22 protein-coding genes are annotated in these 18,963 nt (G+C 52.9%); 7 read left to right on the plus strand and 15 right to left on the minus strand.

Features of this window, described 5'->3' with window-relative positions; genetic code table 11:
• Nucleotides 1-410 precede the first annotated feature (410 nt).
• A complete protein-coding gene (locus C7433_RS13940; protein WP_039342315.1) occupies nucleotides 411-1,394 on the plus strand; it encodes an MDR family oxidoreductase in 984 nt (327 codons plus the stop codon).
• Here the strand turns inward: C7433_RS13940 and C7433_RS13945 are convergent.
• Nucleotides 1,391-1,906 carry a CinA family protein gene (locus C7433_RS13945; protein ID WP_033740083.1) on the minus strand — a complete coding sequence of 172 codons (516 nt, stop codon included), beginning with the start codon at nucleotides 1,904-1,906 and terminating at the stop codon, nucleotides 1,391-1,393. The genes C7433_RS13940 and C7433_RS13945 overlap by 4 nt on opposite strands.
• Before the next feature lie 257 nt (nucleotides 1,907-2,163).
• Here C7433_RS13945 and C7433_RS13950 point away from each other — a divergent pair, with 257 nt between their 5' ends.
• The gene (locus C7433_RS13950; protein WP_006118282.1) at nucleotides 2,164-2,457 is read left to right on the plus strand and encodes a SelT/SelW/SelH family protein; all 294 of its coding nucleotides are present in this window, start codon (nucleotides 2,164-2,166) and stop codon (nucleotides 2,455-2,457) included.
• A gap of 16 nt (nucleotides 2,458-2,473) precedes the next feature.
• Here C7433_RS13950 and C7433_RS13955 read toward each other — a convergent pair whose 3' ends face one another.
• From C7433_RS13955 to C7433_RS13990, 8 genes are all read right to left on the minus strand, one after another.
• Nucleotides 2,474-3,007: a PadR family transcriptional regulator gene (locus tag C7433_RS13955; protein ID WP_110268372.1), complete on the minus strand. Its 534-nt coding sequence runs from the start codon at nucleotides 3,005-3,007 to the stop codon at nucleotides 2,474-2,476.
• Between the two features lie 79 nt (nucleotides 3,008-3,086).
• Entirely contained in the window at nucleotides 3,087-3,869 is a 783-nt protein-coding gene (locus C7433_RS13960) for a siderophore-interacting protein (protein WP_058709065.1), read from the minus strand.
• 212 nt (nucleotides 3,870-4,081) lie between these two features.
• Entirely contained in the window at nucleotides 4,082-4,276 is a 195-nt protein-coding gene (locus C7433_RS13965; RefSeq protein WP_110268373.1) for a hypothetical protein, read from the minus strand.
• 166 nt (nucleotides 4,277-4,442) lie between these two features.
• A complete protein-coding gene (locus tag C7433_RS13970; RefSeq protein WP_110268432.1) occupies nucleotides 4,443-5,309 on the minus strand; it encodes a helix-turn-helix domain-containing protein in 867 nt (288 codons plus the stop codon).
• Nucleotides 5,310-5,532: 223 nt separating this feature from the next.
• On the minus strand, nucleotides 5,533-5,700 hold the full coding sequence (locus C7433_RS13975) for a DUF2474 domain-containing protein (protein WP_006118277.1): 168 nt from the start codon (nucleotides 5,698-5,700) through the stop codon (nucleotides 5,533-5,535).
• A 1-nt stretch (nucleotide 5,701) separates the two neighbouring features.
• Nucleotides 5,702-6,706, minus strand: coding sequence for a cytochrome d ubiquinol oxidase subunit II (gene cydB, locus C7433_RS13980; protein ID WP_033739704.1), 1,005 nt, complete (start codon nucleotides 6,704-6,706; stop codon nucleotides 5,702-5,704).
• 1 nt (nucleotide 6,707) lies between these two features.
• A complete protein-coding gene (locus tag C7433_RS13985) occupies nucleotides 6,708-8,120 on the minus strand; it encodes a cytochrome ubiquinol oxidase subunit I (protein WP_033739705.1) in 1,413 nt (470 codons plus the stop codon).
• Nucleotides 8,121-8,889: 769 nt separating this feature from the next.
• Nucleotides 8,890-9,273 carry a helix-turn-helix domain-containing protein gene (locus tag C7433_RS13990; protein ID WP_033739707.1) on the minus strand — a complete coding sequence of 128 codons (384 nt, stop codon included), beginning with the start codon at nucleotides 9,271-9,273 and terminating at the stop codon, nucleotides 8,890-8,892.
• A 103-nt stretch (nucleotides 9,274-9,376) separates the two neighbouring features.
• Between C7433_RS13990 and C7433_RS13995 the strand changes: the two genes are divergently transcribed.
• From C7433_RS13995 to C7433_RS14010, 4 genes are all read left to right on the plus strand, one after another.
• Nucleotides 9,377-10,234 carry an SDR family oxidoreductase gene (locus C7433_RS13995; RefSeq protein ID WP_058702231.1) on the plus strand — a complete coding sequence of 286 codons (858 nt, stop codon included), beginning with the start codon at nucleotides 9,377-9,379 and terminating at the stop codon, nucleotides 10,232-10,234.
• Between the two features lie 171 nt (nucleotides 10,235-10,405).
• Nucleotides 10,406-10,729: an antibiotic biosynthesis monooxygenase gene (locus C7433_RS14000; protein ID WP_006118272.1), complete on the plus strand. Its 324-nt coding sequence runs from the start codon at nucleotides 10,406-10,408 to the stop codon at nucleotides 10,727-10,729.
• The gene (locus tag C7433_RS14005; protein ID WP_110268374.1) at nucleotides 10,722-11,105 is read left to right on the plus strand and encodes an amino acid-binding protein; all 384 of its coding nucleotides are present in this window, start codon (nucleotides 10,722-10,724) and stop codon (nucleotides 11,103-11,105) included. The genes C7433_RS14000 and C7433_RS14005 overlap by 8 nt, the downstream gene beginning before the upstream one ends.
• A 5-nt stretch (nucleotides 11,106-11,110) precedes the next feature.
• Nucleotides 11,111-11,821 (plus strand): helix-turn-helix transcriptional regulator, encoded by a 711-nt coding sequence (locus C7433_RS14010; protein ID WP_110268375.1) that lies wholly within the window; start codon nucleotides 11,111-11,113, stop codon nucleotides 11,819-11,821.
• Nucleotides 11,822-11,870: 49 nt separating this feature from the next.
• On the opposite strand, the gene C7433_RS14015 is transcribed toward C7433_RS14010, so the two are convergent.
• Entirely contained in the window at nucleotides 11,871-12,377 is a 507-nt protein-coding gene (locus tag C7433_RS14015; RefSeq protein ID WP_054687182.1) for a GNAT family N-acetyltransferase, read from the minus strand.
• A 317-nt stretch (nucleotides 12,378-12,694) separates the two neighbouring features.
• Here C7433_RS14015 and C7433_RS14020 point away from each other — a divergent pair, with 317 nt between their 5' ends.
• Nucleotides 12,695-14,353: an alpha,alpha-trehalase gene (locus tag C7433_RS14020; RefSeq protein ID WP_050504863.1), complete on the plus strand. Its 1,659-nt coding sequence runs from the start codon at nucleotides 12,695-12,697 to the stop codon at nucleotides 14,351-14,353.
• 70 nt (nucleotides 14,354-14,423) lie between these two features.
• On the opposite strand, the gene C7433_RS14025 is transcribed toward C7433_RS14020, so the two are convergent.
• The 5 genes from C7433_RS14025 to C7433_RS14045 all read right to left on the minus strand — a co-directional run bounded on the left by C7433_RS14025 (nucleotide 14,424) and on the right by C7433_RS14045 (nucleotide 18,599).
• Nucleotides 14,424-14,930 carry a ferritin-like domain-containing protein gene (locus tag C7433_RS14025; RefSeq protein ID WP_033739715.1) on the minus strand — a complete coding sequence of 169 codons (507 nt, stop codon included), beginning with the start codon at nucleotides 14,928-14,930 and terminating at the stop codon, nucleotides 14,424-14,426.
• Nucleotides 14,927-15,424: a ferritin-like domain-containing protein gene (locus tag C7433_RS14030; protein WP_110268376.1), complete on the minus strand. Its 498-nt coding sequence runs from the start codon at nucleotides 15,422-15,424 to the stop codon at nucleotides 14,927-14,929. The genes C7433_RS14025 and C7433_RS14030 overlap by 4 nt, the downstream gene beginning before the upstream one ends.
• Before the next feature lie 504 nt (nucleotides 15,425-15,928).
• Nucleotides 15,929-16,093 (minus strand): general stress protein, encoded by a 165-nt coding sequence (locus tag C7433_RS14035; RefSeq protein ID WP_006118264.1) that lies wholly within the window; start codon nucleotides 16,091-16,093, stop codon nucleotides 15,929-15,931.
• 596 nt (nucleotides 16,094-16,689) lie between these two features.
• The gene (locus C7433_RS14040) at nucleotides 16,690-17,520 is read right to left on the minus strand and encodes an alpha/beta fold hydrolase (protein ID WP_110268433.1); all 831 of its coding nucleotides are present in this window, start codon (nucleotides 17,518-17,520) and stop codon (nucleotides 16,690-16,692) included.
• A 140-nt stretch (nucleotides 17,521-17,660) separates the two neighbouring features.
• Complete coding sequence (locus tag C7433_RS14045; protein ID WP_033739717.1) at nucleotides 17,661-18,599, minus strand: sensor domain-containing diguanylate cyclase; 939 nt, start codon at nucleotides 18,597-18,599, stop codon at nucleotides 17,661-17,663.
• Nucleotides 18,600-18,963 lie beyond the last annotated feature (364 nt).

An 18,963-nucleotide genomic window follows, 5' to 3' on the forward strand; every position in this document is an offset into this window, starting at 1 on the left:
GTGTAACCGGTATGACGGCGGAAAACAGGTCACGCGCCAGGTCTGGCGAGTGGGAACAAGTGCAAAAACGCATTGATCCGGACATGGTAGCGTCCTCTGTCTGGGATGGCGGCGGGGAAAAATGTGGCGGCAATAATGTCATTTTTTACTGACAGGGACAACCCGACAACGTTAAATATCAGGTCAATAACTTTAAAATAAAAAACAATACATATCATTCAGTTGCAATATCTTTAAGCGACTAAGCTTCTGTAATCAATGCAAAATTATGCCATGTCCGGACATTGCCGCCCCGCCACCGGGATGTTTGATAATGCCTCAGAGCGGGATACTTGTCGGGCCAGTACCTGGCCCTCTCAGGCTGTCGGGCGTAAACTTGCCTGATGATTCTTACGCCTGACGGAGGCTGTATGTTTAAGGCACTGGTCATTGAAAATGACGAACAAGGTTACCGTACCGAGTTAAAAGAACTCTCCGAAACACAGTTGCCCCACCAGGATGTCACGCTCGACGTGCACTATTCCACCCTGAACTACAAAGATGCGTTGGCCATCTGTAATAAAGGCCCGATTGTGCGTGAATTTCCCATGGTGCCGGGGATTGATTTCGTCGGTCGCGTAGTCGCCAGCCAGCATTCCGACTGGAAGCAGGACGACACCGCTATTTTGACCGGCTGGGGAGTGGGAGAAAAACACTGGGGCGGCCTGGCGCAAAAAGCCTGTGTCGCAGGCGACTGGTTAGTGCCCGTGCCAGACGGCTTATCGCCACTGAATACGATGGCCATTGGCACCGCCGGTTTTACCGCCATGCTGTGCGTGCTGGCTTTAGAAAAACAGGGCGTTACGCCCGATCGCGGCCCCGTGCTGGTCACCGGTGCCAGCGGTGGCGTGGGCAGCTTTAGCGTCAGCCTGCTGGCAAAACTCGGCTACGAGGTGATCGCCTCCAGCGGCCGCGCCAGCGATGAAAACTGGCTGATCAACACGCTGGGCGCGAAAAGGATTATGGATCGTGCTGAACTGTCTCAGCCGGGCAAACCTTTGGGCAAAGAGCGCTGGGCCGCGGCTGTCGACAGCGTGGGCAGCCATACGCTGAGTAACGTTCTGGCGGGTACGCAGCGCGATGGCGTTGTCGCCGCCTGTGGCATGGCTCAGGGGCTGGATCTGCCCACCAGCGTCGCGCCTTTTATTTTACGCGGCGTGACATTGGCGGGCGTGGACAGCGTGATGTGCCCTAAACCGCTTCGCCAGCAGGCCTGGCAACGGCTCGGACAGTTGATGAATGATGCGCAACTGTCTCAGATGATCACGGTCATCCCACTGAGCGAAGCCAGTCAGGGCGCGCGGGATCTGCTTGAAGGCAAGGTTCGCGGCCGCCTGGTGGTGGACTGCCGCTAACGGTCTTTATGGGGCGGCGCATCCTGCTGCATCAGTAACGCGCTTAGCCCCTGCAGTGCCCAGCTCGCGCCCTGCTCCATGACGGCTTTGGGGTCGCCAGAAAAGTGCTGACAACGGGCAACAACTTTGCCATCAGGCAATGTCCATCCTACCCAGATAGTGCCTGCAGGCGTACCATCTTCGCCGCCGTCCGGTCCGGCATAGCCGCTTATCGCCAGACTCACCGGTTCGCCGGACCGTTCACGCGCCCCCAGCGCCATTTCACACACGGTTTCTCTGCTGACTGCAGTGTGATTTTCCAGCGTTTGCGGGTTAACGCCAAGCAGACGCACTTTTGCGCTTTCGCTGTAGGTGACGAAGCCGCTGGTAAAAAAATTACCGCTGTTTTCGACCGCCGCCAGCGTAATACTGATCAATCCCGCCGTGCAGGACTCTGCGGTTGCCAGACGCAAACCAGAGGATAAAAGCTGCTGACCCAGTTGTTCAGCAGCCTGACTGAGTTTCATGGTCATGAGTTTTCCTTTGTTTTCTGTCACAGGTAAAGTATGGCTGAAACTCAGTAATCTGATGCGGCTAATCTGATGTTTTATCAGCGTAAACAGGAAAATGGCCTGTGCCGTTTCGGCTAACACGTCGCCCATCGTTCTCTGCCGTTTCGGCTGGCAACGCGAACCGGTTTGTCCCGGTCAGCCTGTAGATGTTTCATGTAGCCTGTCTGCCATTGCGTAACATCGCTGACAGCCCTTATTCAGGAAAAGGAGAAAAGAATATGCAAAAACCTGTCGTTGTGATCCACTACTGTACCCAGTGTAACTGGCTGCTGCGCTCAGCCTGGATGGCACAGGAATTGCTGCACACTTTTGCTCAGGACCTGGCCAGCGTCACGCTTCGCCCCGGCAGCGGCGGCATATTTGAAGTCACGGTAGATGACCATCTGGTGTGGGAACGTAAACGTGACGGCGGCTTTCCCGATGCTCAGGTGCTCAAGCAGCGTGTCAGAGATATCTGCTTTCCGGAACGTTCACTGGGACACATCGACAAAAACAAAACTGACGGAAGTTGACGGGCACGATCCGGCGTTAACTGCGGCTGATTTGCTCAGCGGCTGCGTTCAGCGCAGCCACAATCTTATGCCGTGTTTCGTCCGTGATGTCCTGCTGTGCCAGACGGCCATTTAAAGCGTTTTTAAACTGAAAGATGGCCTGTTCTATGTCGGGAATACTGCGGTTGTTGACTAATACAGCCAGCGAGGAAAGGCGCGTAATCAAACGCGACAATGGCTGGGCTTCGGCCTCTAACATCGCCTGACCCGTTGCGGTCACTGCATAAGCCTTTCTCGCCGCCTGAGGATCGACAATCTCAATGGCCTCCATTTCCTCAAGCAAGGTCAGGTTGGGATAAATGATACCCGGGCTGGGGGAATATTCCCCTTTCGACAGTTCTTCAACGCATTTAATCAGCTCATAACCGTGCGAGGCGCGCTGAGCGATAAAATGCAGCATCAACAGGCGCATTTCACCCGCATCAAGCATCTTTTCCCGGCGCTTCCGCCGCGCTGCGCAAGGCCGCGCAGACTGGCTGCGGTTATCCTGTTCTGAATGGGCCGAATCCATCTGTCGCCTCTGCCTGTTTAAGGAGAAAGAGCCTGATGGTAGAGAGCCACCAGGTAAAATTCAATCAACGGCAGGTCACTCACTTGTGATGCCAGTAAGCAACCGCACGCACAAGATCAGCATCCACGCCGCGTTGCGTTGTGAAGTAATCAGCGAGCTGTTTAACGACGCGCCCTTCTCCCGTTAGCCAGATAAAAGCGTCATGCGACGGAATCGCTATCTTATCCAGCGCCGCCGTCAGGGCTGGCAAAGCCGCCTGCGTCATCTGCTGGCTACCGAGCCAGGCCACATTTGCCTTGCCGGTGTCCGCTAAGTAGTCACGCCCCGTTTTTTCATCGGTGAAGGCAAACAGGTGCAGGGTTTCGGCTTCAATGCTGCGGCTGCGGCGCTGAAACGCAGGCAGACCGGTTTCATCACAGACATAAAGCTGGAAAGCATAATCCGTTGGGACCAGCAGAGAACCGCGAGGTCCACCGATAATCAGGCTGTCGCCGGTCTGTGCCTGCGCGGCCCAGTCGCTGGCGACACCGCTTTCATGCAGGTAAAAATCGATTGTCAGCGAAGATTCACCATCAAAGTCAAACGGCGTGTAGTCACGCGCAGCCGGCCGCAAGCCGTCTTTCCAGTGAATGCCGTCATCGTCCATCGTCGGCAGTTGCAGCGTCGTGTCAGCGGTGGGTGGGAAAAAGACTTTGATGTGATCATCAAAACCGGGCGAATTAAATCCTTTCAGGTCGTCGCCCGTAAACACGATGCGCCAAAACCGGTCAGCCACTTTGGTTTTGGTGGCAACGTGAATACAGCGAAAGCGGAGCGCGTTACGGATACGTTCAGGTAAACGGCGGGAAGAAGATACAGGCACAGTGGCTCTCCGAAAAACAGGGTTGCACGCAACCTTAGTAAACAACAATCATTCTCATGTCAGTCGGAGAGAATAGCTATGATATATTTTAAGAACAATGACTAAAAATGCGGTCCGGCAGTAGGTGCAGGCACATCTGTCGGCCTTTTATCGCTGAAAAGCAAAAAGGCGCTTACGCGCCTTTTAAAGGAGGACTGTCGGTCATCGGGCGGTTACTGCGCCTGATTTTGTCCGCTGTTTTGCGGCAGCGAGCTGTCACCGAGTATCTCGCTGTGGCCGGCCTGACTGCCGGGATGTAATCCTGTGCGAACATTGCCGGGATCGGTGAGTTGTGCAGTCGCCAGGCCGGGAGCGGCACACAGCGCGATAGTCAGAAAAAAGGCGGCTATTTGTGTTATTTTGGTCATGGTGTTTTGCCTGTTCAGGCGTAAAAAGCAGGTGAATATCCAGCGCTGAGAAGGAAATACAGTATGCGTAGCTGCGCTCAGCGCTTCGGTAAGGATTTTACGCCTTGCCTGCCAACCTGCTTATAAAATCGTGCGCTTTATCACACAATGACGCACATAATGTGCATTATCCCTGCGTGACAGGAATAGAGAACACGCCTTCAATGTTGTCGGCTGTGCATCGGGTTAAATCCAGACAGAGCAAATCCATTCCCGGTCGGCAGGCCACATTCAGCTGCGGCAGATAAAGGTAGTAAATATCCGCGATGAAACGCGTCAGTTCTTCCGGTGAGCCACGCCATGCCAGGCGGGCGTAAAGCCCCGCAGGCACCGTGCGGCATTGAAGATCGCCTGGCCCGGCATCCGTGTTTGCCAGCGCGACGCCACGAAACAGGCTGATGTGCTGTTGATCGACGGACGCGTTGCCGGGGCCATACTGAAATCCCAGCCATCCTTGCGCGTCACCCTGCTGCGTACGGACAAAATGGCGTACCAGGCTGGCCATACGCTGATGCCGGTCGCGAATATAGTCGCCATACGGGCATTCCCATTCCAGCGTATCGCCCTGCAGGAGCAACTCCTCTTCGCGCCGGTAAAGCAATACCGGCATGACCGGCTCGCGCTGGGCAATACGGCCGTGAAAATACCGGACAGGCAGCACGTTAAGACGGCGAAAACCGCCCGGCGTAACAGAGAAGTGATTTTTAAACACGCGGTTAAAGTTTTGCTGATTTTCAAACCCGAAACGGACGGCGATATCAATTAACGGCATGCGCGTCAGTCTTAACGCCATAGCGGCAAGGGTTAAGCGGCGCTTGCGCGTATAGGCCGCCAGCGTTTGTCCGGTCATCTCCTTGAACAAACGTTGCATATGCCATTTGGAATAGCCCGATTTGAGCGTAATCAGATCGATGGAAATGTCGTTGGTCAGGTTGGCTTCAATCCAGTCGACTAAATCATTTATATGCTGTTTTTTTATGGTTTGACTTAGCATTTTAAAAACGTGAAAAGAAAAAAGAGGGAAAGATTTGTAATAAAATAGTAACAAAAAGCGTTGCAGGATGTCATGACTCATGGGCCAGCCAGGGCCGGATAGCGGCAAAAAGCGCATTAATTGCCTGGGTTACTACTTTAAAAAGCCAGCACACAGGCTGGCTTATGGAAGGACGAGGGGAACAACGGAGGCAGTCAGGAATGCACTGCCTCGTTCGGAGGACTCAGTGGCTACGCATGCCTGCGGCGGTCATCATCATTCTGAACAGCGTCGCGACCACACCGAGTGCCAGCACGCTGGCACTGTAGATGACCACCAGCCACAGCACGCGTTTCCACCACGGTGACCGGGTTTCATTCTGACGTTCTTTGCTGCTGACCTGGGTCTGCATATCAATGGTATCCTTCGTCTGCTTTGATTTTTCCACGGAACACGTAGTAGCTCCAGAAGGTATATCCCAGAATCATTGGAATGATCAGTAAGCTACCTACCAGCATAAAGGCCTGGCTCTGCGGCGGGGACGCGGCGTCCCAGATGGATACCGAGGGCGGAATAATATTCGGCCAGATACTGATACCCAGACCCGAGAAGCCCAGGAAAATCAGGGCCAGCGTCAGCAGGAAAGGCGAATAATGCGCCTCGCGCTTGATTGCGCGGCGCAGTCCCCATGCACACAGCAGCACCAGTACAGGCACCGGCAGGAATAAGAACAGATTTGGCGTGGTGAACCAGCGATGTGCAATGTTCTGATGCGTGAACGGTGTCCAGATACTGATGATGCCAATAATTAACAACAGCGCAATCAACAGCGGTGTCGCCAGGGCTGACATTTTACGGTGCAGTTCATGTTCGGTTTTCATGATAAGCCAGGTGCAGCCCAGCAGCGCATATGCCACAACCAGCCCGACGCCGCAGAACAGCGGGAACGGGGCCAGCCAGTCCATCGTCGAGCCTGCAAAGCTGCGGCCTTCGACAGGAATGCCATCCAGCATCGCGCCGACGGCAACGCCCTGGCTAAAGGTTGCGAGGAGTGAACCGGCAATAAACGACTTGTCCCAGAAGGCCCGATGGTGCTCGACAGCCTTGAAGCGGAACTCAAAGGCGACGCCACGGAAAATCAGCCCAATCAGCATGGCGGTTAACGGCACGGAAAGCGCATCCGCTATTACCGCATAGGCCAGCGGGAAAGCGCCATACAGTCCTGCGCCGCCCAGCACTAACCAGGTTTCGTTGCCGTCCCAGACAGGCGCAACGGTGTTGACCATCATGTCGCGCTCGCCTGCGTCTTTGTTAAAAGGAAACAGCAGGCCGATGCCCAGGTCGAAACCGTCCATGACGATATACATCAGGACAGCAAAAACGATAATCGCGAACCAGATAACAGAAAAATCAATCATCTCAACGCTCCTCATGATGGTGAGTGGCCGCAGAGAGCGGGCGCGCTGGCGTTTTGATTTGTCCGGGGCCACCTGTTTCCACGGTATCGCCTTCGCCGGTGACCGGCCCTTTTTTAATCAAGCGCATCATATAGTGATAACCCACACCGAAGACGGAGGAGTAAACCAGAATAAAGGCGAGCAGGCTGATACTCATGTGCATTTCGCCATGGGGAGATACCGCATCAATCGTTCGCTGAACGCCATAAACTACCCAGGGCTGACGACCGATTTCGGTAGTAAACCAGCCTGCTAAAATCGCGATCAGGCCGGAGGGTCCCATGAGCAAAGCAAACCACAGGAACGGACGCGACTGGTACAGGCGTCCTTTGTAACGCAGCCACAGGCTGACTACGCCAAGGGTGATCATTAACAGTCCCATTGCCACCATGACGCGGAATGACCAGAAAATGATGGTGGAGTTAGGACGGTCCTCTTTCGGGAAAGATTTCAGCGCCGGGACCTGTTTATCCAGACTGTGCGTCAGGATAAGGCTGCCCAGATACGGGATTTCGAGCGCATATTTAGTACGTTCCTCTTCCATATCCGGTAAACCAAACAGTATTAATGGCGTGGCTTCACCGGGTGGGTTTTCCCAGTGGCCTTCAATGGCCGCAATTTTTGCAGGTTGATGCTCCAGCGTGTTCAGTCCATGCGCGTCACCAATCATGGCCTGCACAGGGGCGACAATCAGCGCCATCCACAACGCCATTGAGAACATTTTACGGATGGCAGGATTGTCATTTCCTTTAAGCAGATGCCAGGCCGCCGACGATCCGACAAAGAACGCACTGGCCAAAAATGCCGCCACGGACATATGTAACAGGCGATAAGGAAAGGACGGGTTAAAGACAATTTTAAACCAGTTTTCTGGCACCACGATGCCATTCTGAATGAGATAGCCCTGCGGTGTTTGCATCCAGCTGTTAGAAGACAGGATCCAGAAGGTGGAAATCAACGTTCCCAGTGCCACCATGCAGGTCGCAAAGTAGTGCAGCCCGGGGCCGACGCGGTTCCAGCCAAATAACATTACACCTAAAAAGCCCGCTTCAAGGAAGAAAGCCGTTAACACTTCATAGGTCAACAAGGGACCCGTGATACTGCCGGCAAACTGGGAGAAACCACTCCAGTTGGTCCCAAACTGATACGCCATGACCAGCCCGGAAACCACGCCCATGCCGAAATTCACCGCAAAAATTTTCGACCAGAAATGATAGAGATCGCGGTAGGTTTGATTACGTGTTTTGAGCCACATTCCCTCCAGCACAGCAAGAAAGCTGGCCAGACCGATGGTGATGGCTGGAAAGATAATATGGAAGGAAACAGTAAAACCGAACTGGATCCTGGCGAGATGAAAGGCATCTAATCCAAACATTGCTTACCTCTTTGCCACATAGAGCACCACATATAGTTACTTATAATTAACGACTTATACACAAAGCATGTCATTCCATTGCATGGAAAAATGCCATGACGAATGTAAGATGCTTCGTCCTGGTAAAACAGAGACAATCAGATAAGTAAAAACTATAACAGTATTTTTTGATTAAGATCATTTTTTTGTTGAAAGTTTTCTTATTTAGGACGGATAAGCAAAACGTTAATTTCAAAGGGGCAATGTGACATTATTGTTATTAAAACAGACCCTGCACGGAGCCGTAACGGCCAAACGAGATTACCGCTAAAAAATAACGCAACTCGCTGTTTTTAAGCGTCATTCGCCATTTCCACGCTTCGTTAAACAGAGAAAAGTACCGTTCTGACAGGGGAATCACGTGTTTTATTATATTGTTAGCAGGATATTTATCTTATCTGCGCTTTATGATGCTTTTTTTTAGAATACGTCCGGTTTTTCGCACTCTGGCTTCGCTATTTCCGGGCAGGAAAACGAAGCTCAACCGGTCAGGCATGTTAAAAATCATATGCAATATGTAAATAACTCATCACATCTTTATCACGCGCAATAATTAACGCAGCCAGAAACCTCAGGAAAAAGTCGCCTGGTAAAAAGGATGTTAAAGAAATGCTGTGAGTAATTAAGACCGCCCGACGCAGAATGAATCTGTTATGTCGGACAGGCATTTTTTTACGGTGGCCGAGGGGAGTGTTTCTCTGCGCGCTTCGGTCCCGTCTTATGAACGGTCTTACGCGTCGGCGGACTGTTTCTCCCGGTGGGCGAGGATGCGTTCTACATTCATCTCCAGCCAGTCGGCCAGTCCTACCACCTGCTCCCCTACTTCCAGACCCAGCGGTGTCAGTCGGTATTCAACATGCGGCGGCACAACATCGTAAGCGATGCGCTCAACAAAGCCGTCTTCCTCCATATAGCGCAGGCTCTGCGACAGCATACGTTCGCTGACGCCGCCGACTGCACGCCGGAGTTCGCTAAAACGCAGCGTGTCATTTTTCAGCGCCAGTAAAATTAATACGCTCCAGCGACTGGTAATGCGCTTTAACACATCGCGCGACGGGCAGTTAACATTCAGCAATTCGCCGCGCATAAATTTTTCGCTTAATTTATCAGTCATTTAAACAAAACCCTTTATCCTAACAATTCTGTAAGTACTTACGAAAAGTTAGCATATCGCATAGGCTGCTGTTGACCAACTGTCCTCTTAAAGGAGCTATGTGATGATCGCAGTGACTGGAGCAACAGGCCAACTGGGCCGTTTAGTTATCGACGCATTACTGAAAAAAGTAGCCGCAGATACGCTGGTTGCCGCCGTACGCACGCCGGCGAAAGCGAGTGACATCGCCGCCCGTGGTGTTCACGTTCGTGAGGCTGATTACAACCGCCCAGAAACCTTAACGGCCGCCCTGCAAGGGGTCGACAAACTCCTGCTGATTTCCGGCAGTGAAGTGGGCCAGCGTGAAGCGCAGCACCGTGCAGTTATTGATGCCGCTAAAGCCGCAGGCGTGAAATTTATCGCCTATACCAGCCTCCTCCATGCGGATAAGTCTCCGCTGTCGCTGGGCGCTGAGCATCGGGCTACCGAAGCCCTGCTGGCAGCGTCTGGCGTCCCTTATGCCCTGCTTCGCAACGGCTGGTACACCGAAAACTACGCGGCGAGCATCGCCCCTGCCCTGGCGCACCATGCGTTTCTCGGTGCGGCAGAACAGGGCCGTATCGCTTCTGCGGCGCGTCGGGATTATGCCGACGCGGCAGCGGAAGTTATGGTGCGTGACGGCCAGGCGGGCAAGGTGTACGAGCTGGCCGGCGATGACAGCTATACGCTGGCGGAGTTTGCGGCTGAAATCGCCGCGCAGAGCGGCGAAAAGGTGGATTACGTCAATCTGCCACAGGCAGATTTTGCCGCCGCACTGAAAAGCGCAGGCTTGCCGGCCCCGCTGGCAGAGCTTCTGGCAGATTCCGATGCGGGTGCCGCTCAGGGCGGTCTGTTCGATGCGTCCCGCACACTGAGCCAACTGCTTGGTCGCCCCACCACGCCTTACGCCGAGGTGATCCGCGCGGCGCTGACAAAGGGATAACGCACTCACGCTTACGCTGCGGTTAAGCCCTGCCGGTTAACCGCAGCGATTATCCTCTCTCACTCCCTTTCTCCCCTTTCTGATGCTCCATCAGCCACGATTCGGTGCACACCGAAGTAACCGCTTTTGCATCGGGTACGCTGTCTGCAGGCTGACTTAAGGGAGAGAGAAATGATTGCCGTACTTTTTGAAGCAGAGGCCTTACCGGCAGCGCAACAGCGTTACATTGAACTGGCGGCCGAACTTCGGCCCGAACTGGACAGGATACCAGGATTTATCGCGATTGAGCGCTTTCAGAGTTTGAGCGAGCCTGGCAAGATATTGTCCCTGTCGTGGTGGGAAGATGAACGGGCGGTGCGTCACTGGCGGGAAAACAGCCTGCATCAGTCGGCACAGCGGGAAGGCCAGAACACAATTTTCAGCCATTACCGCCTGCGCGTTGCGAAGGTTATGCGTGATTATGCTGGTCCAGAGGAGAACACCCGGCATGTTTAATCTTTATGTGGTCTTCAGGAACGAACCGGGGTCGCTGGCCGCGTTTGGAACACTGCTTGGGCAGCATGGCATCGGCCTGGAAGGCGGCGGCGTCTTTTCAACGGGCAAGGAAAGTCACGCTCATTTTCTGGTGGAGGATGGCCCGCGCGCCCAGCAGGTGTTAGTGAATGCCGGTTTCGATGTCAGGGACGTCCGAAGGCCACTGCGCCGAAAACTCCCTCAGCAGCGGCCAGGTGAACTGGGTGAAATTGCGCAGTGCCTGGCGCAAAATGGCATTAATATTCGCGCGCAGTACAGCGATCACAGCAACTGGCTGGTGCTGATTACCGATGATGACAGGCGGGCCGAAGCACTGACCCGCCAGTGGAAAGGATGAGCAGAATGACACGCATGGCGGCCCGGTGTGATGACAGCACACACTCTTCTCTGACCTTCAGCATGGCGACGGTGGCCACTGCGCTGGCGGATACCTCGCGCATGCACATCCTCTGTGCCCTGATGGATGGCCGGGCCTGGACGGCGACCGAGCTGAGCGTGGTCGCTGACGTTGCGCCCTCCACTACCAGCGGCCATCTGAATAAGCTGACGGAGACAGGGTTGCTGACCTGCGTGGTACAGGGACGGCATCGTTATTACCGTCTGGCCAGCCATGAGGTGGCGGGCCTGCTGGAAAACCTGATGGGCATTTCGACCCGGCCCGGTTCAGTCCTGAAAACAACCACGCCAGACCGGCTCCGGCGAGCCCGCACCTGTTATGACCATCTGGCCGGTGAGATTGCCGTCGGTATCTATGATGCTATGCAGTCAGCGGGCTGGCTGATGTCGGATGGCACGGCGCTCACAATGGAGGGCAAGGCGCATTTTGCCGCAACAGGCATCGAGCTGACTTCGCCGTCGCGACGAAAGCCCTGTTGCCCCTGCCTGGACTGGTGTGAGAGGCGCTTTCATCTTGGTGGCGAGGCCGGTGCAGCCTTGCTGCGCTTCATGATACAAAAAGCCTGGCTACAGCAGACGCCCGGCTATCGGGAACTTGGCGTCACCGCACGCGGCCAAACTGGGCTGTCGCGCATATTTAACCTCCGCCTCGGCTGACAGCCTCCTTTTCGCCTTATACCACGCGCGGGCATGCTGGCAGTGCGCCTCAGCCGATAGCCGTTAAGTCCAGCCGCATCAGCACGGTATCGTGGAACACACCGTCGACATACAGCGCCGCGACGTCTGTTCCGTAGGTCGTAAATCCCGCAGACCGGTACAGGGCCGTTGCTGCTGCATTGGTGGCGCTCACGGCAAGCCGGATGCTGATGCATTCACGGGCTTGCGCGATTGCGGTCATGAGCAGCGTCTTCGCCAGGCCGCTTCCCCGCCACTCAGGCAGCACATACATTCCCCAAATCGTGGCGACGTGCCGCTGTTTCTGGCCGGGATGGAAGCGTAAACCCGTCACGCCCACGATCTCGCCCTGGGGATCGAATCCGGCCAGCACAGTATTGTTTTGCAGCAGAGCCGCAAAAAACGCGTCAGGTTCTGAGCGCTCACGCGCATAATCCGCGCCAAACGCCTCAGGATGGCGTTGTAATCCGTCCAGCCGAATGGCGCGATAGCCTACACTGTCGCTGCTGGTGAGTCGTCGCAGAATAAAGGAACGCACGATCATTCTCCTTAACAGGGCACCCCAGAGGGTATTTTCTTACATCATGCCACTTTTGCTTCATTTTCCTGCCGCACAGGGAAAAAACAGCCCCTTTTGGCCCAGGCAAAATTTTATTAAGCCTGCCGTAAGAGATTCATCTGAAATGCATTTACGTCATAAGTCGAGATATTCGGTTGAATTGTCTGTGTTTTATTCAATCTATACGATTAATAGACAATTTTTATTACGTTCATAGACAATCTGCATTGTTGTTCCTGCCTGCGAGAGGTCTATAATTTCCTTTTTGTGCAACCCCGTTCGCTCAGGAGGCCGTTATTAATACTTATCGCCAGCAACTCAATGCATTCGAAGAGAATCGTGCCGGGGCGGAAGTTGAGTATCAATACGATCCCCATGAACTGAAGCTGGAGCGCATGCAGGATTCTGAACCCGAGCCAGAGCTGATCGAAGGTCTGCCTGCCCCGGATGCGTTGACGCCTGCCGATCGCTATCTTGAGCTTTTCGAGGCCGTTCAGATGTCGGGCATCTTCGAGGACAGCAAAACGTTCCCCGACTGCTCGCCCAAATACGATCCGCTTGATGTGCTGATGCGTTACCGCCGTCAGAAGCGCAGCAAGGACTTCGATCTGGCGCGTTTCGTTGCCGACCATTTCTACATGCCAGGTATCAACGAAAGCTTCTACGTTTCGAACCCTGACAAAACGCTTAACGAGCACATCGACGATCTGTGGCCGGTTCTTACCAAGATGCCGCAGCAGCATATGCCGCATTCGTCGTTGCTGCCGTTGCCTAAACCTTATGTCGTGCCCGGTGGTCGTTTTGGCGAAACCTATTACTGGGACTCGTACTTTACGATGCTCGGCCTGGCGGAATCAGGGCGTGACGATTTGTTACGTCATATGGCCGACAACTTTGCCTGGCTGATTGATAACTACGGGCACATTCCGAACGGGAACCGCACTTATTATCTGAGCCGCTCACAGCCACCTGTGTTTGCGCTGATGGTGGAACTGTTCGAAGAGGACGGCGTGCAAGGCTCACAGCGCTATCTGGATCAGCTGATGAAAGAGTATCAGTTCTGGATGGATGGCGCCGGCTCACTGATGCCCAACCAGGCTTATCGCCATGTGGTCCGGATGCCGAACGGCTCGCTTCTGAATCGTTACTGGGACGACCGCGACACACCACGTGATGAATCCTGGATCGAGGACATCGAAACAGCGCGTCATTCTAAGCGTCCGGCAAGCGAAGTTTACCGCGATCTGCGCGCGGGTGCCGCGTCAGGCTGGGACTATTCATCACGCTGGCTGCGTAATCCAAAACGTCTGTCGAGCATCCGTACAACGCAGTTTATCCCGATCGATCTCAATGCGTTTTTGTACAAGCTTGAGCTGATGATTGCGACGTTATCTCACGTTAAAGGCGAAGAGCTGACTGCGCTGGCCTGGCAGAATAAGGCGGACGCCCGCAAACGTGCCATTACCCGTTACCTGTGGGACAGTACCGCAGGCGTTTTCCGTGATTATGACTGGCGCCGCGCCCGCTTTGGCGCGTTCACCGCCGCTGCGGTAGTGCCGCTCTTCGTCGGACTGGCAACGCCTTATCAGGCGCATTTACAGGCTATCGCGCTGCGCCATCTGCTGCTCAGCAATGGCGGGCTGCTGACCTCTATGGTGGAAAGCGGCGAACAGTGGGATAAACCTAACGGCTGGGCGCCTATGCAGTGGATGGCGGTGGTGGGCCTGAATAACTACGGCGAAGAAACCCTGGCAAGCGAAATCGCCGTGAACTGGCTGACAACCGTGAATAACTTCTACCAGCTACACCATAAACTGGTCGAGAAGTACGATATCAGCGGTGACCGCGCGCGTCCCGGTGGCGGCGGTGAATATCCTCTGCAGGACGGCTTTGGCTGGACAAACGGCGTAACCCGTCGGCTGATGGCGATGTATGGCCATATGATGATGGATTAATCTGTGTCGCAGGCACAAAAAAGCCGGGAAACGTTCCCGGCTTTTTTCTGGCGATTTCTCTGTAGAGAACTTACTTTTTCGCTTCAACGCCTGGTGCCGCAGAGCGCTGCAGGAACTGCTGAGTGACTTCCGGCAGATGCGTGAACAGCCATTCGGCCATCGCAATTTCCTGATCGCGAATTTCGGTCAGGACTCTGACGCCATCACTGTCGCCGACCTGCTCGGCAGCCGCGATCAGGCTGGTGTAGCTGGCGATTTCCGCGTTTTCGAACACATAGCCGCTCATCGCGCCTTTGACGACTTCGTCAGAAGTAAACATGCCGCCAATCGCCTGTCCTGTGGCGGCCATTTTGCCCATCACGTCTTTCATAATGGAATGGTCAATGCCGTGGCGATCCAACAGTTGTTCAAGCAGAGTAAGCTGATGCTTAGTTTCATCCAGATGCTGGGCAAGGCGCTGCTCCAGAGCGGGATAATGCTCCAGACGACCCGCCATTTTGCTCAACATGCTCTCGGCCTGCTTCTCCATGGCATGCGCGTCACGCAACCAGTCATGATAGTTTTCAATGGCCGTCATTTCACGACTCCTTCAGCCGAACTGATGGTCTGTGCAACGCTGGTCAGTTTTTCATCCGTCTGCTTTTCCTCCGCAAGGGTTTGGGCCAGCAGCTTCGCGGCTTTGGTATAGCCCAGCTTTGAGGCCAGCGCGTGCAGCGTACCGTAGGTCGCAATTTCATAATGCTCGACCTTCTGCGCCGCCCCGATCAATCCCTGATCGCGTACTTCACCCTTTTCAACAGACTCAATAATTTCCTGGGCTTCTTCTACCAGGCCTTCCAGGGCATGGCATTTCATTCGCTTGATTTTCACTTCAGGCGTAACGTCGACTAATTCGTCCAGACGTTCGATTTGCCCGCGTGTCTCTTCGAGATGCTGATTAAACGCAGCGATAAGATTTTCATCACTTGCCGCACGCGCCATTTTGGGCAGTGCTCTCGCGATTTGTTTTTCCGCACTGTAAACATCGGACAAGTCATGGATAAAGAGATCGTTTAACGTTTTGACAGTCATAAAAGAGCCTCATTAATTGAACGGCTACGCCACTATTTTTTAATGCAGCGCCAGTGACAATGTACTCACTAACCTTAGACTATTTAACGAAGAATGCATTCGGCTCCGTTTAATTCAGATTTTAAAGTAGCATTGAAAATGCCTTTTTCCCTTAATTACCAGTACTTTACTCAAAATGAGTTATTTTGATAAATGCTCCGCCTCACCTCAATTAAGACAAACCTGTACAGAATTAGCAAAAACCGTACAAGTTAACCTTCAGTTAAAATAGAGGCGTTTCACCTGGTGAACCCGGATTTCATTTTTTCGTTCAGACAGCCGTGCGTTGACCGGAAAAGCAGCAATAAAAAAACCGGAAAGGAATATCCTTTCCGGCAAGATTGACCAAATCCTAAACCAGAGGTGGTTTATTTCATGGATTAAACAGCGAAGTTTATATATTGAGTAGAAGTCAGCTTCACTGAAGGTTTCAGTTTAAATAGCTAACCCCTTGTTAATATTGAATTAACTTCTTCGACTGACCTTACCTCCCTTACGCCCCGCCTCAATAGCTCGCTGGGGATCGTTTTTGAAATTCCCACCGCTGTTTTGTCCGCCTTTACGGCCTGCTTCTGCTGCTCTCTCTTTGTCTGCAGCGAAATTACCGGCCCCACCACGATATTGAGTCATTCTGTGTTCTCCGCAAGTTTAATTATTGAAATAGCACAGTGGAAGTTGCATCAACTAAAGAGTGCACAAACAAATGTAGCTGTAAAAATCACCTAATCAAGCATGACGGCCACGACACTCACAAAGGCAGATACATATACCTTATTTGTACATCCAGTTAATTCTTTAGTGATGAAACTATTTTTCGAGGAAACTCTAGTTTAACGCTCCTGGCGAAAACTTTAATGAAAACGCTCCTCTAAGGCTCTATTAATCGATCTATTTATTAAAAAGTCCACACTGATTTTATTTTCAATCGCAGCACAGGGACGGCCAGGTGACATTGCCTATCGTCAATATGATCAATAAATGATCTATTTAACTAAGCGCGATAAAATCGAATCCATTACGGCAGGGTTTGCAACATGCAAAAATAAGCGAAGCGGTAAACGTCTCGTTTATTAGAATGAAGAGAAAGAAAAGATCATAAAATGACCAGGCAGGCGACAATTAGTAAAATGGCACTTCTCACAAGCGGAAGAAATACCGCTCATCACATTTCAGGTAAGCGAAGCGGCAATAAAAATAAAAACGCCCTGACGGGCGTTTTTTTCGGACTATTCTGCCCTGCTGTTTTGCAGGAAGGCGAGTAAATCGTTGTTGAGCTGAGCCTGATGCGTGACAGCGAATCCATGAGGCCCCTGATCGTAGATCTTGAGCTCTGAACCCGTAATCAGTTCATGGGCCAGCTTTCCGGTTGCCTCGAACGGGACGATCTGATCATGGCTGCCATGAATGATTAAGGTGGGCACATCAACGCGAGCGAGATCCGCGCGAAAGTCGGTTTCAGAAAAAGCGGTAACACAGTCCAGCGTTCCCTTGAGCGATGCCAGCAGGGCCATGTTTAACGTCTGCGTCAATACGCCCTCGGATACTGGCTGGCCAGCATTGGTGCCATAAAAGGGGGCGGCAAAATCCTTAATAAACTGCGCTCTGTCGTCAAGCAGTCCCTGTTTGATATCGTCGAAAACCGATTTCTCTACGCCTTCGGGATGATCGTCTTTCTTACCAAACACGGGCGTGACTGCGCCTAACAGAACCAGCCCTTTAACGTTGCCCGTGCCATATTTTCCAATATAACGCGATACGTCGCCGCCGCCCATTGAGAACCCGACCAGCGTGACATCCTTGAGCTGTAAATGTGTGATCAGGCTATGAATGTCGTCAGCAAACGTATCGTAGTCGTATCCTTCCCATGGCTGGTCGGAACGTCCAAAACCGCGCCGGTCAAAAGCAATAACCCGATAGCCGCGTTCGGCAAGGAAGTTGAGCTGGCTATCCCACATATCCGCGTCCAGCGGCCAGCCATGGCTAAACAGTACCGGCTGCCCTTTGCCCCAGTCTTTGTAGTAGAGGTTAAATCCATCTTTGCTTTTAAACAGACTCATAAACGCCTCGCTATGGATGAAGGTGATGACGCTTCCGGCCATCGTCTGAGAAGCTCAGCGACGTTCCGGCGCGCGGCACTACCTGTCAAGCATGGCAGAGGGAAACCGATGGTCAAACCAGAAGCAGAAAAAACGCGTTTTTACAACGCTACACCGCGTTTACCGTTTTTTTTGATGCGGTACATCGCCTCATCAGCACGGGCAAGCGCACTGTCAAAGTTTTCTGGCTCCTCAACCTGAACAACCCCAATGGATGCGCCAATGACGGCAGTACCGTTGGCCAGCTCAAAAGGTTGCAGGGCAGCATTAAGACAGGCGTGCGTGAGCCTCTTCGTGAGTGGATGGGTTAACGCGAGCGGAATCAGTAAAACAAACTCATCGCCGCCCAGTCGCCCAATAATGACACCCGGTGGGCAGGCTGCGATAAAGCGCAGACTAAGTTGAATCAGGACTTCGTCGCCACTGCGATGCCCTAACGTGTCGTTGACATGCTTAAAATTATCTAAATCAATAAAGGCAATACATAATGCCTTTTTCTTCATATCGCGAAAATGATTGATCAACGCATGCCGGTTGGTTAATTGCGTCAGGGGATCGTGCATGGCCAGTGAAGCCAGTTGCGCTTCGTACTGTTTCTCTTTGGTCATATCAATGTGTGTGCCCGTCACTTTGATCGGTCTGCCCTGCTCGTCCCATTCACTGACGCGGCCCCGGTCCAGCACCCACGTAATTTTTCCTGTTTTACCAATCATCCGATGTAAGGCTTCATAGAAGGGTGCTTTGCCCTCGATATGGTCATAGAACGCCTTCAGAACATCTGCGGCATCCTCAGGATGCAGGCAGGATTTCCAGACATCAAAATGGGCATCCGTTTCTTTAGGCTGAAAACCCAGCATGGATCCCCAGCGGCGGTTAAAAATAACCAACTTGCCCGTGGGAATATCCAGTTGCCACAAGCACAGGCCCGTGCCGTCCAGCGCAGCACCCAATTTATCGCGGGCATCATGCGCAATACGCCTTAATCGCGCATTGTGTTTTTTTAAATTCGCAATTTGCTGCCGCAGGGCATCTTCAGACATATCGATAGCGGGAAAGGGAAAAGGCTATTTTGCCATTGCCATGCGCACTGTAAAGCAACATGTTCAAAACACGATGAGACAGGGATAAAGTCAACCCGTTCAGAATTAACCACGCTTAGCCGCATCAGAACCAGCATACGGCAGACGCTCAGTGACAGCGCGCTGAATGATTATCTTGCACAGAGAGTGATCAACGACGGCGAGGCTGATGTGGCTCCTTTTATGACCCGACTGTCAGCCTGTACGCTTTCTTCTATAGAAAACTCAGGTTTTTTAAAGAAGCGGTAAGATGTAACAAACACTGATTCGCAAGCCATTGAATTAAAATGATAAAAAAACCATGCAATTGTAACAGTGACATTTT

It is taken from the genome of Pantoea sp. PNA 03-3 (genome assembly GCF_003201175.1).
GTDB lineage: Bacteria > Pseudomonadota > Gammaproteobacteria > Enterobacterales > Enterobacteriaceae > Pantoea > Pantoea stewartii.

What these genes read in the sequence shown, in the direction of transcription:
- C7433_RS13940 (WP_039342315.1), top strand. Translation starts at nt 411, where the DNA reads ATGTTTAAGGCACTGGTCATTGAAAATGACGAACAAGGTTACCGTACC.
- C7433_RS13945 (WP_033740083.1), bottom strand. Translation starts at nt 1,906, where the DNA reads ATGACCATGAAACTCAGTCAGGCTGCTGAACAACTGGGTCAGCAGCTT.
- C7433_RS13950 (WP_006118282.1), top strand. Translation starts at nt 2,164, where the DNA reads ATGCAAAAACCTGTCGTTGTGATCCACTACTGTACCCAGTGTAACTGG.
- C7433_RS13955 (WP_110268372.1), bottom strand. Translation starts at nt 3,007, where the DNA reads ATGGATTCGGCCCATTCAGAACAGGATAACCGCAGCCAGTCTGCGCGG.
- C7433_RS13965 (WP_110268373.1), bottom strand. Translation starts at nt 4,276, where the DNA reads ATGACCAAAATAACACAAATAGCCGCCTTTTTTCTGACTATCGCGCTG.
- C7433_RS13970 (WP_110268432.1), bottom strand. Translation starts at nt 5,309, where the DNA reads ATGCTAAGTCAAACCATAAAAAAACAGCATATAAATGATTTAGTCGAC.
- C7433_RS13975 (WP_006118277.1), bottom strand. Translation starts at nt 5,700, where the DNA reads ATGCAGACCCAGGTCAGCAGCAAAGAACGTCAGAATGAAACCCGGTCA.
- cydB (WP_033739704.1), bottom strand. Translation starts at nt 6,706, where the DNA reads ATGATTGATTTTTCTGTTATCTGGTTCGCGATTATCGTTTTTGCTGTC.
- C7433_RS13985 (WP_033739705.1), bottom strand. Translation starts at nt 8,120, where the DNA reads ATGTTTGGATTAGATGCCTTTCATCTCGCCAGGATCCAGTTCGGTTTT.
- C7433_RS13990 (WP_033739707.1), bottom strand. Translation starts at nt 9,273, where the DNA reads ATGACTGATAAATTAAGCGAAAAATTTATGCGCGGCGAATTGCTGAAT.
- C7433_RS13995 (WP_058702231.1), top strand. Translation starts at nt 9,377, where the DNA reads ATGATCGCAGTGACTGGAGCAACAGGCCAACTGGGCCGTTTAGTTATC.
- C7433_RS14000 (WP_006118272.1), top strand. Translation starts at nt 10,406, where the DNA reads ATGATTGCCGTACTTTTTGAAGCAGAGGCCTTACCGGCAGCGCAACAG.
- C7433_RS14005 (WP_110268374.1), top strand. Translation starts at nt 10,722, where the DNA reads ATGTTTAATCTTTATGTGGTCTTCAGGAACGAACCGGGGTCGCTGGCC.
- C7433_RS14010 (WP_110268375.1), top strand. Translation starts at nt 11,111, where the DNA reads ATGACACGCATGGCGGCCCGGTGTGATGACAGCACACACTCTTCTCTG.
- C7433_RS14025 (WP_033739715.1), bottom strand. Translation starts at nt 14,930, where the DNA reads ATGACGGCCATTGAAAACTATCATGACTGGTTGCGTGACGCGCATGCC.
- C7433_RS14030 (WP_110268376.1), bottom strand. Translation starts at nt 15,424, where the DNA reads ATGACTGTCAAAACGTTAAACGATCTCTTTATCCATGACTTGTCCGAT.
- C7433_RS14035 (WP_006118264.1), bottom strand. Translation starts at nt 16,093, where the DNA reads ATGACTCAATATCGTGGTGGGGCCGGTAATTTCGCTGCAGACAAAGAG.
- C7433_RS14040 (WP_110268433.1), bottom strand. Translation starts at nt 17,520, where the DNA reads ATGAGTCTGTTTAAAAGCAAAGATGGATTTAACCTCTACTACAAAGAC.
- C7433_RS14045 (WP_033739717.1), bottom strand. Translation starts at nt 18,599, where the DNA reads ATGTCTGAAGATGCCCTGCGGCAGCAAATTGCGAATTTAAAAAAACAC.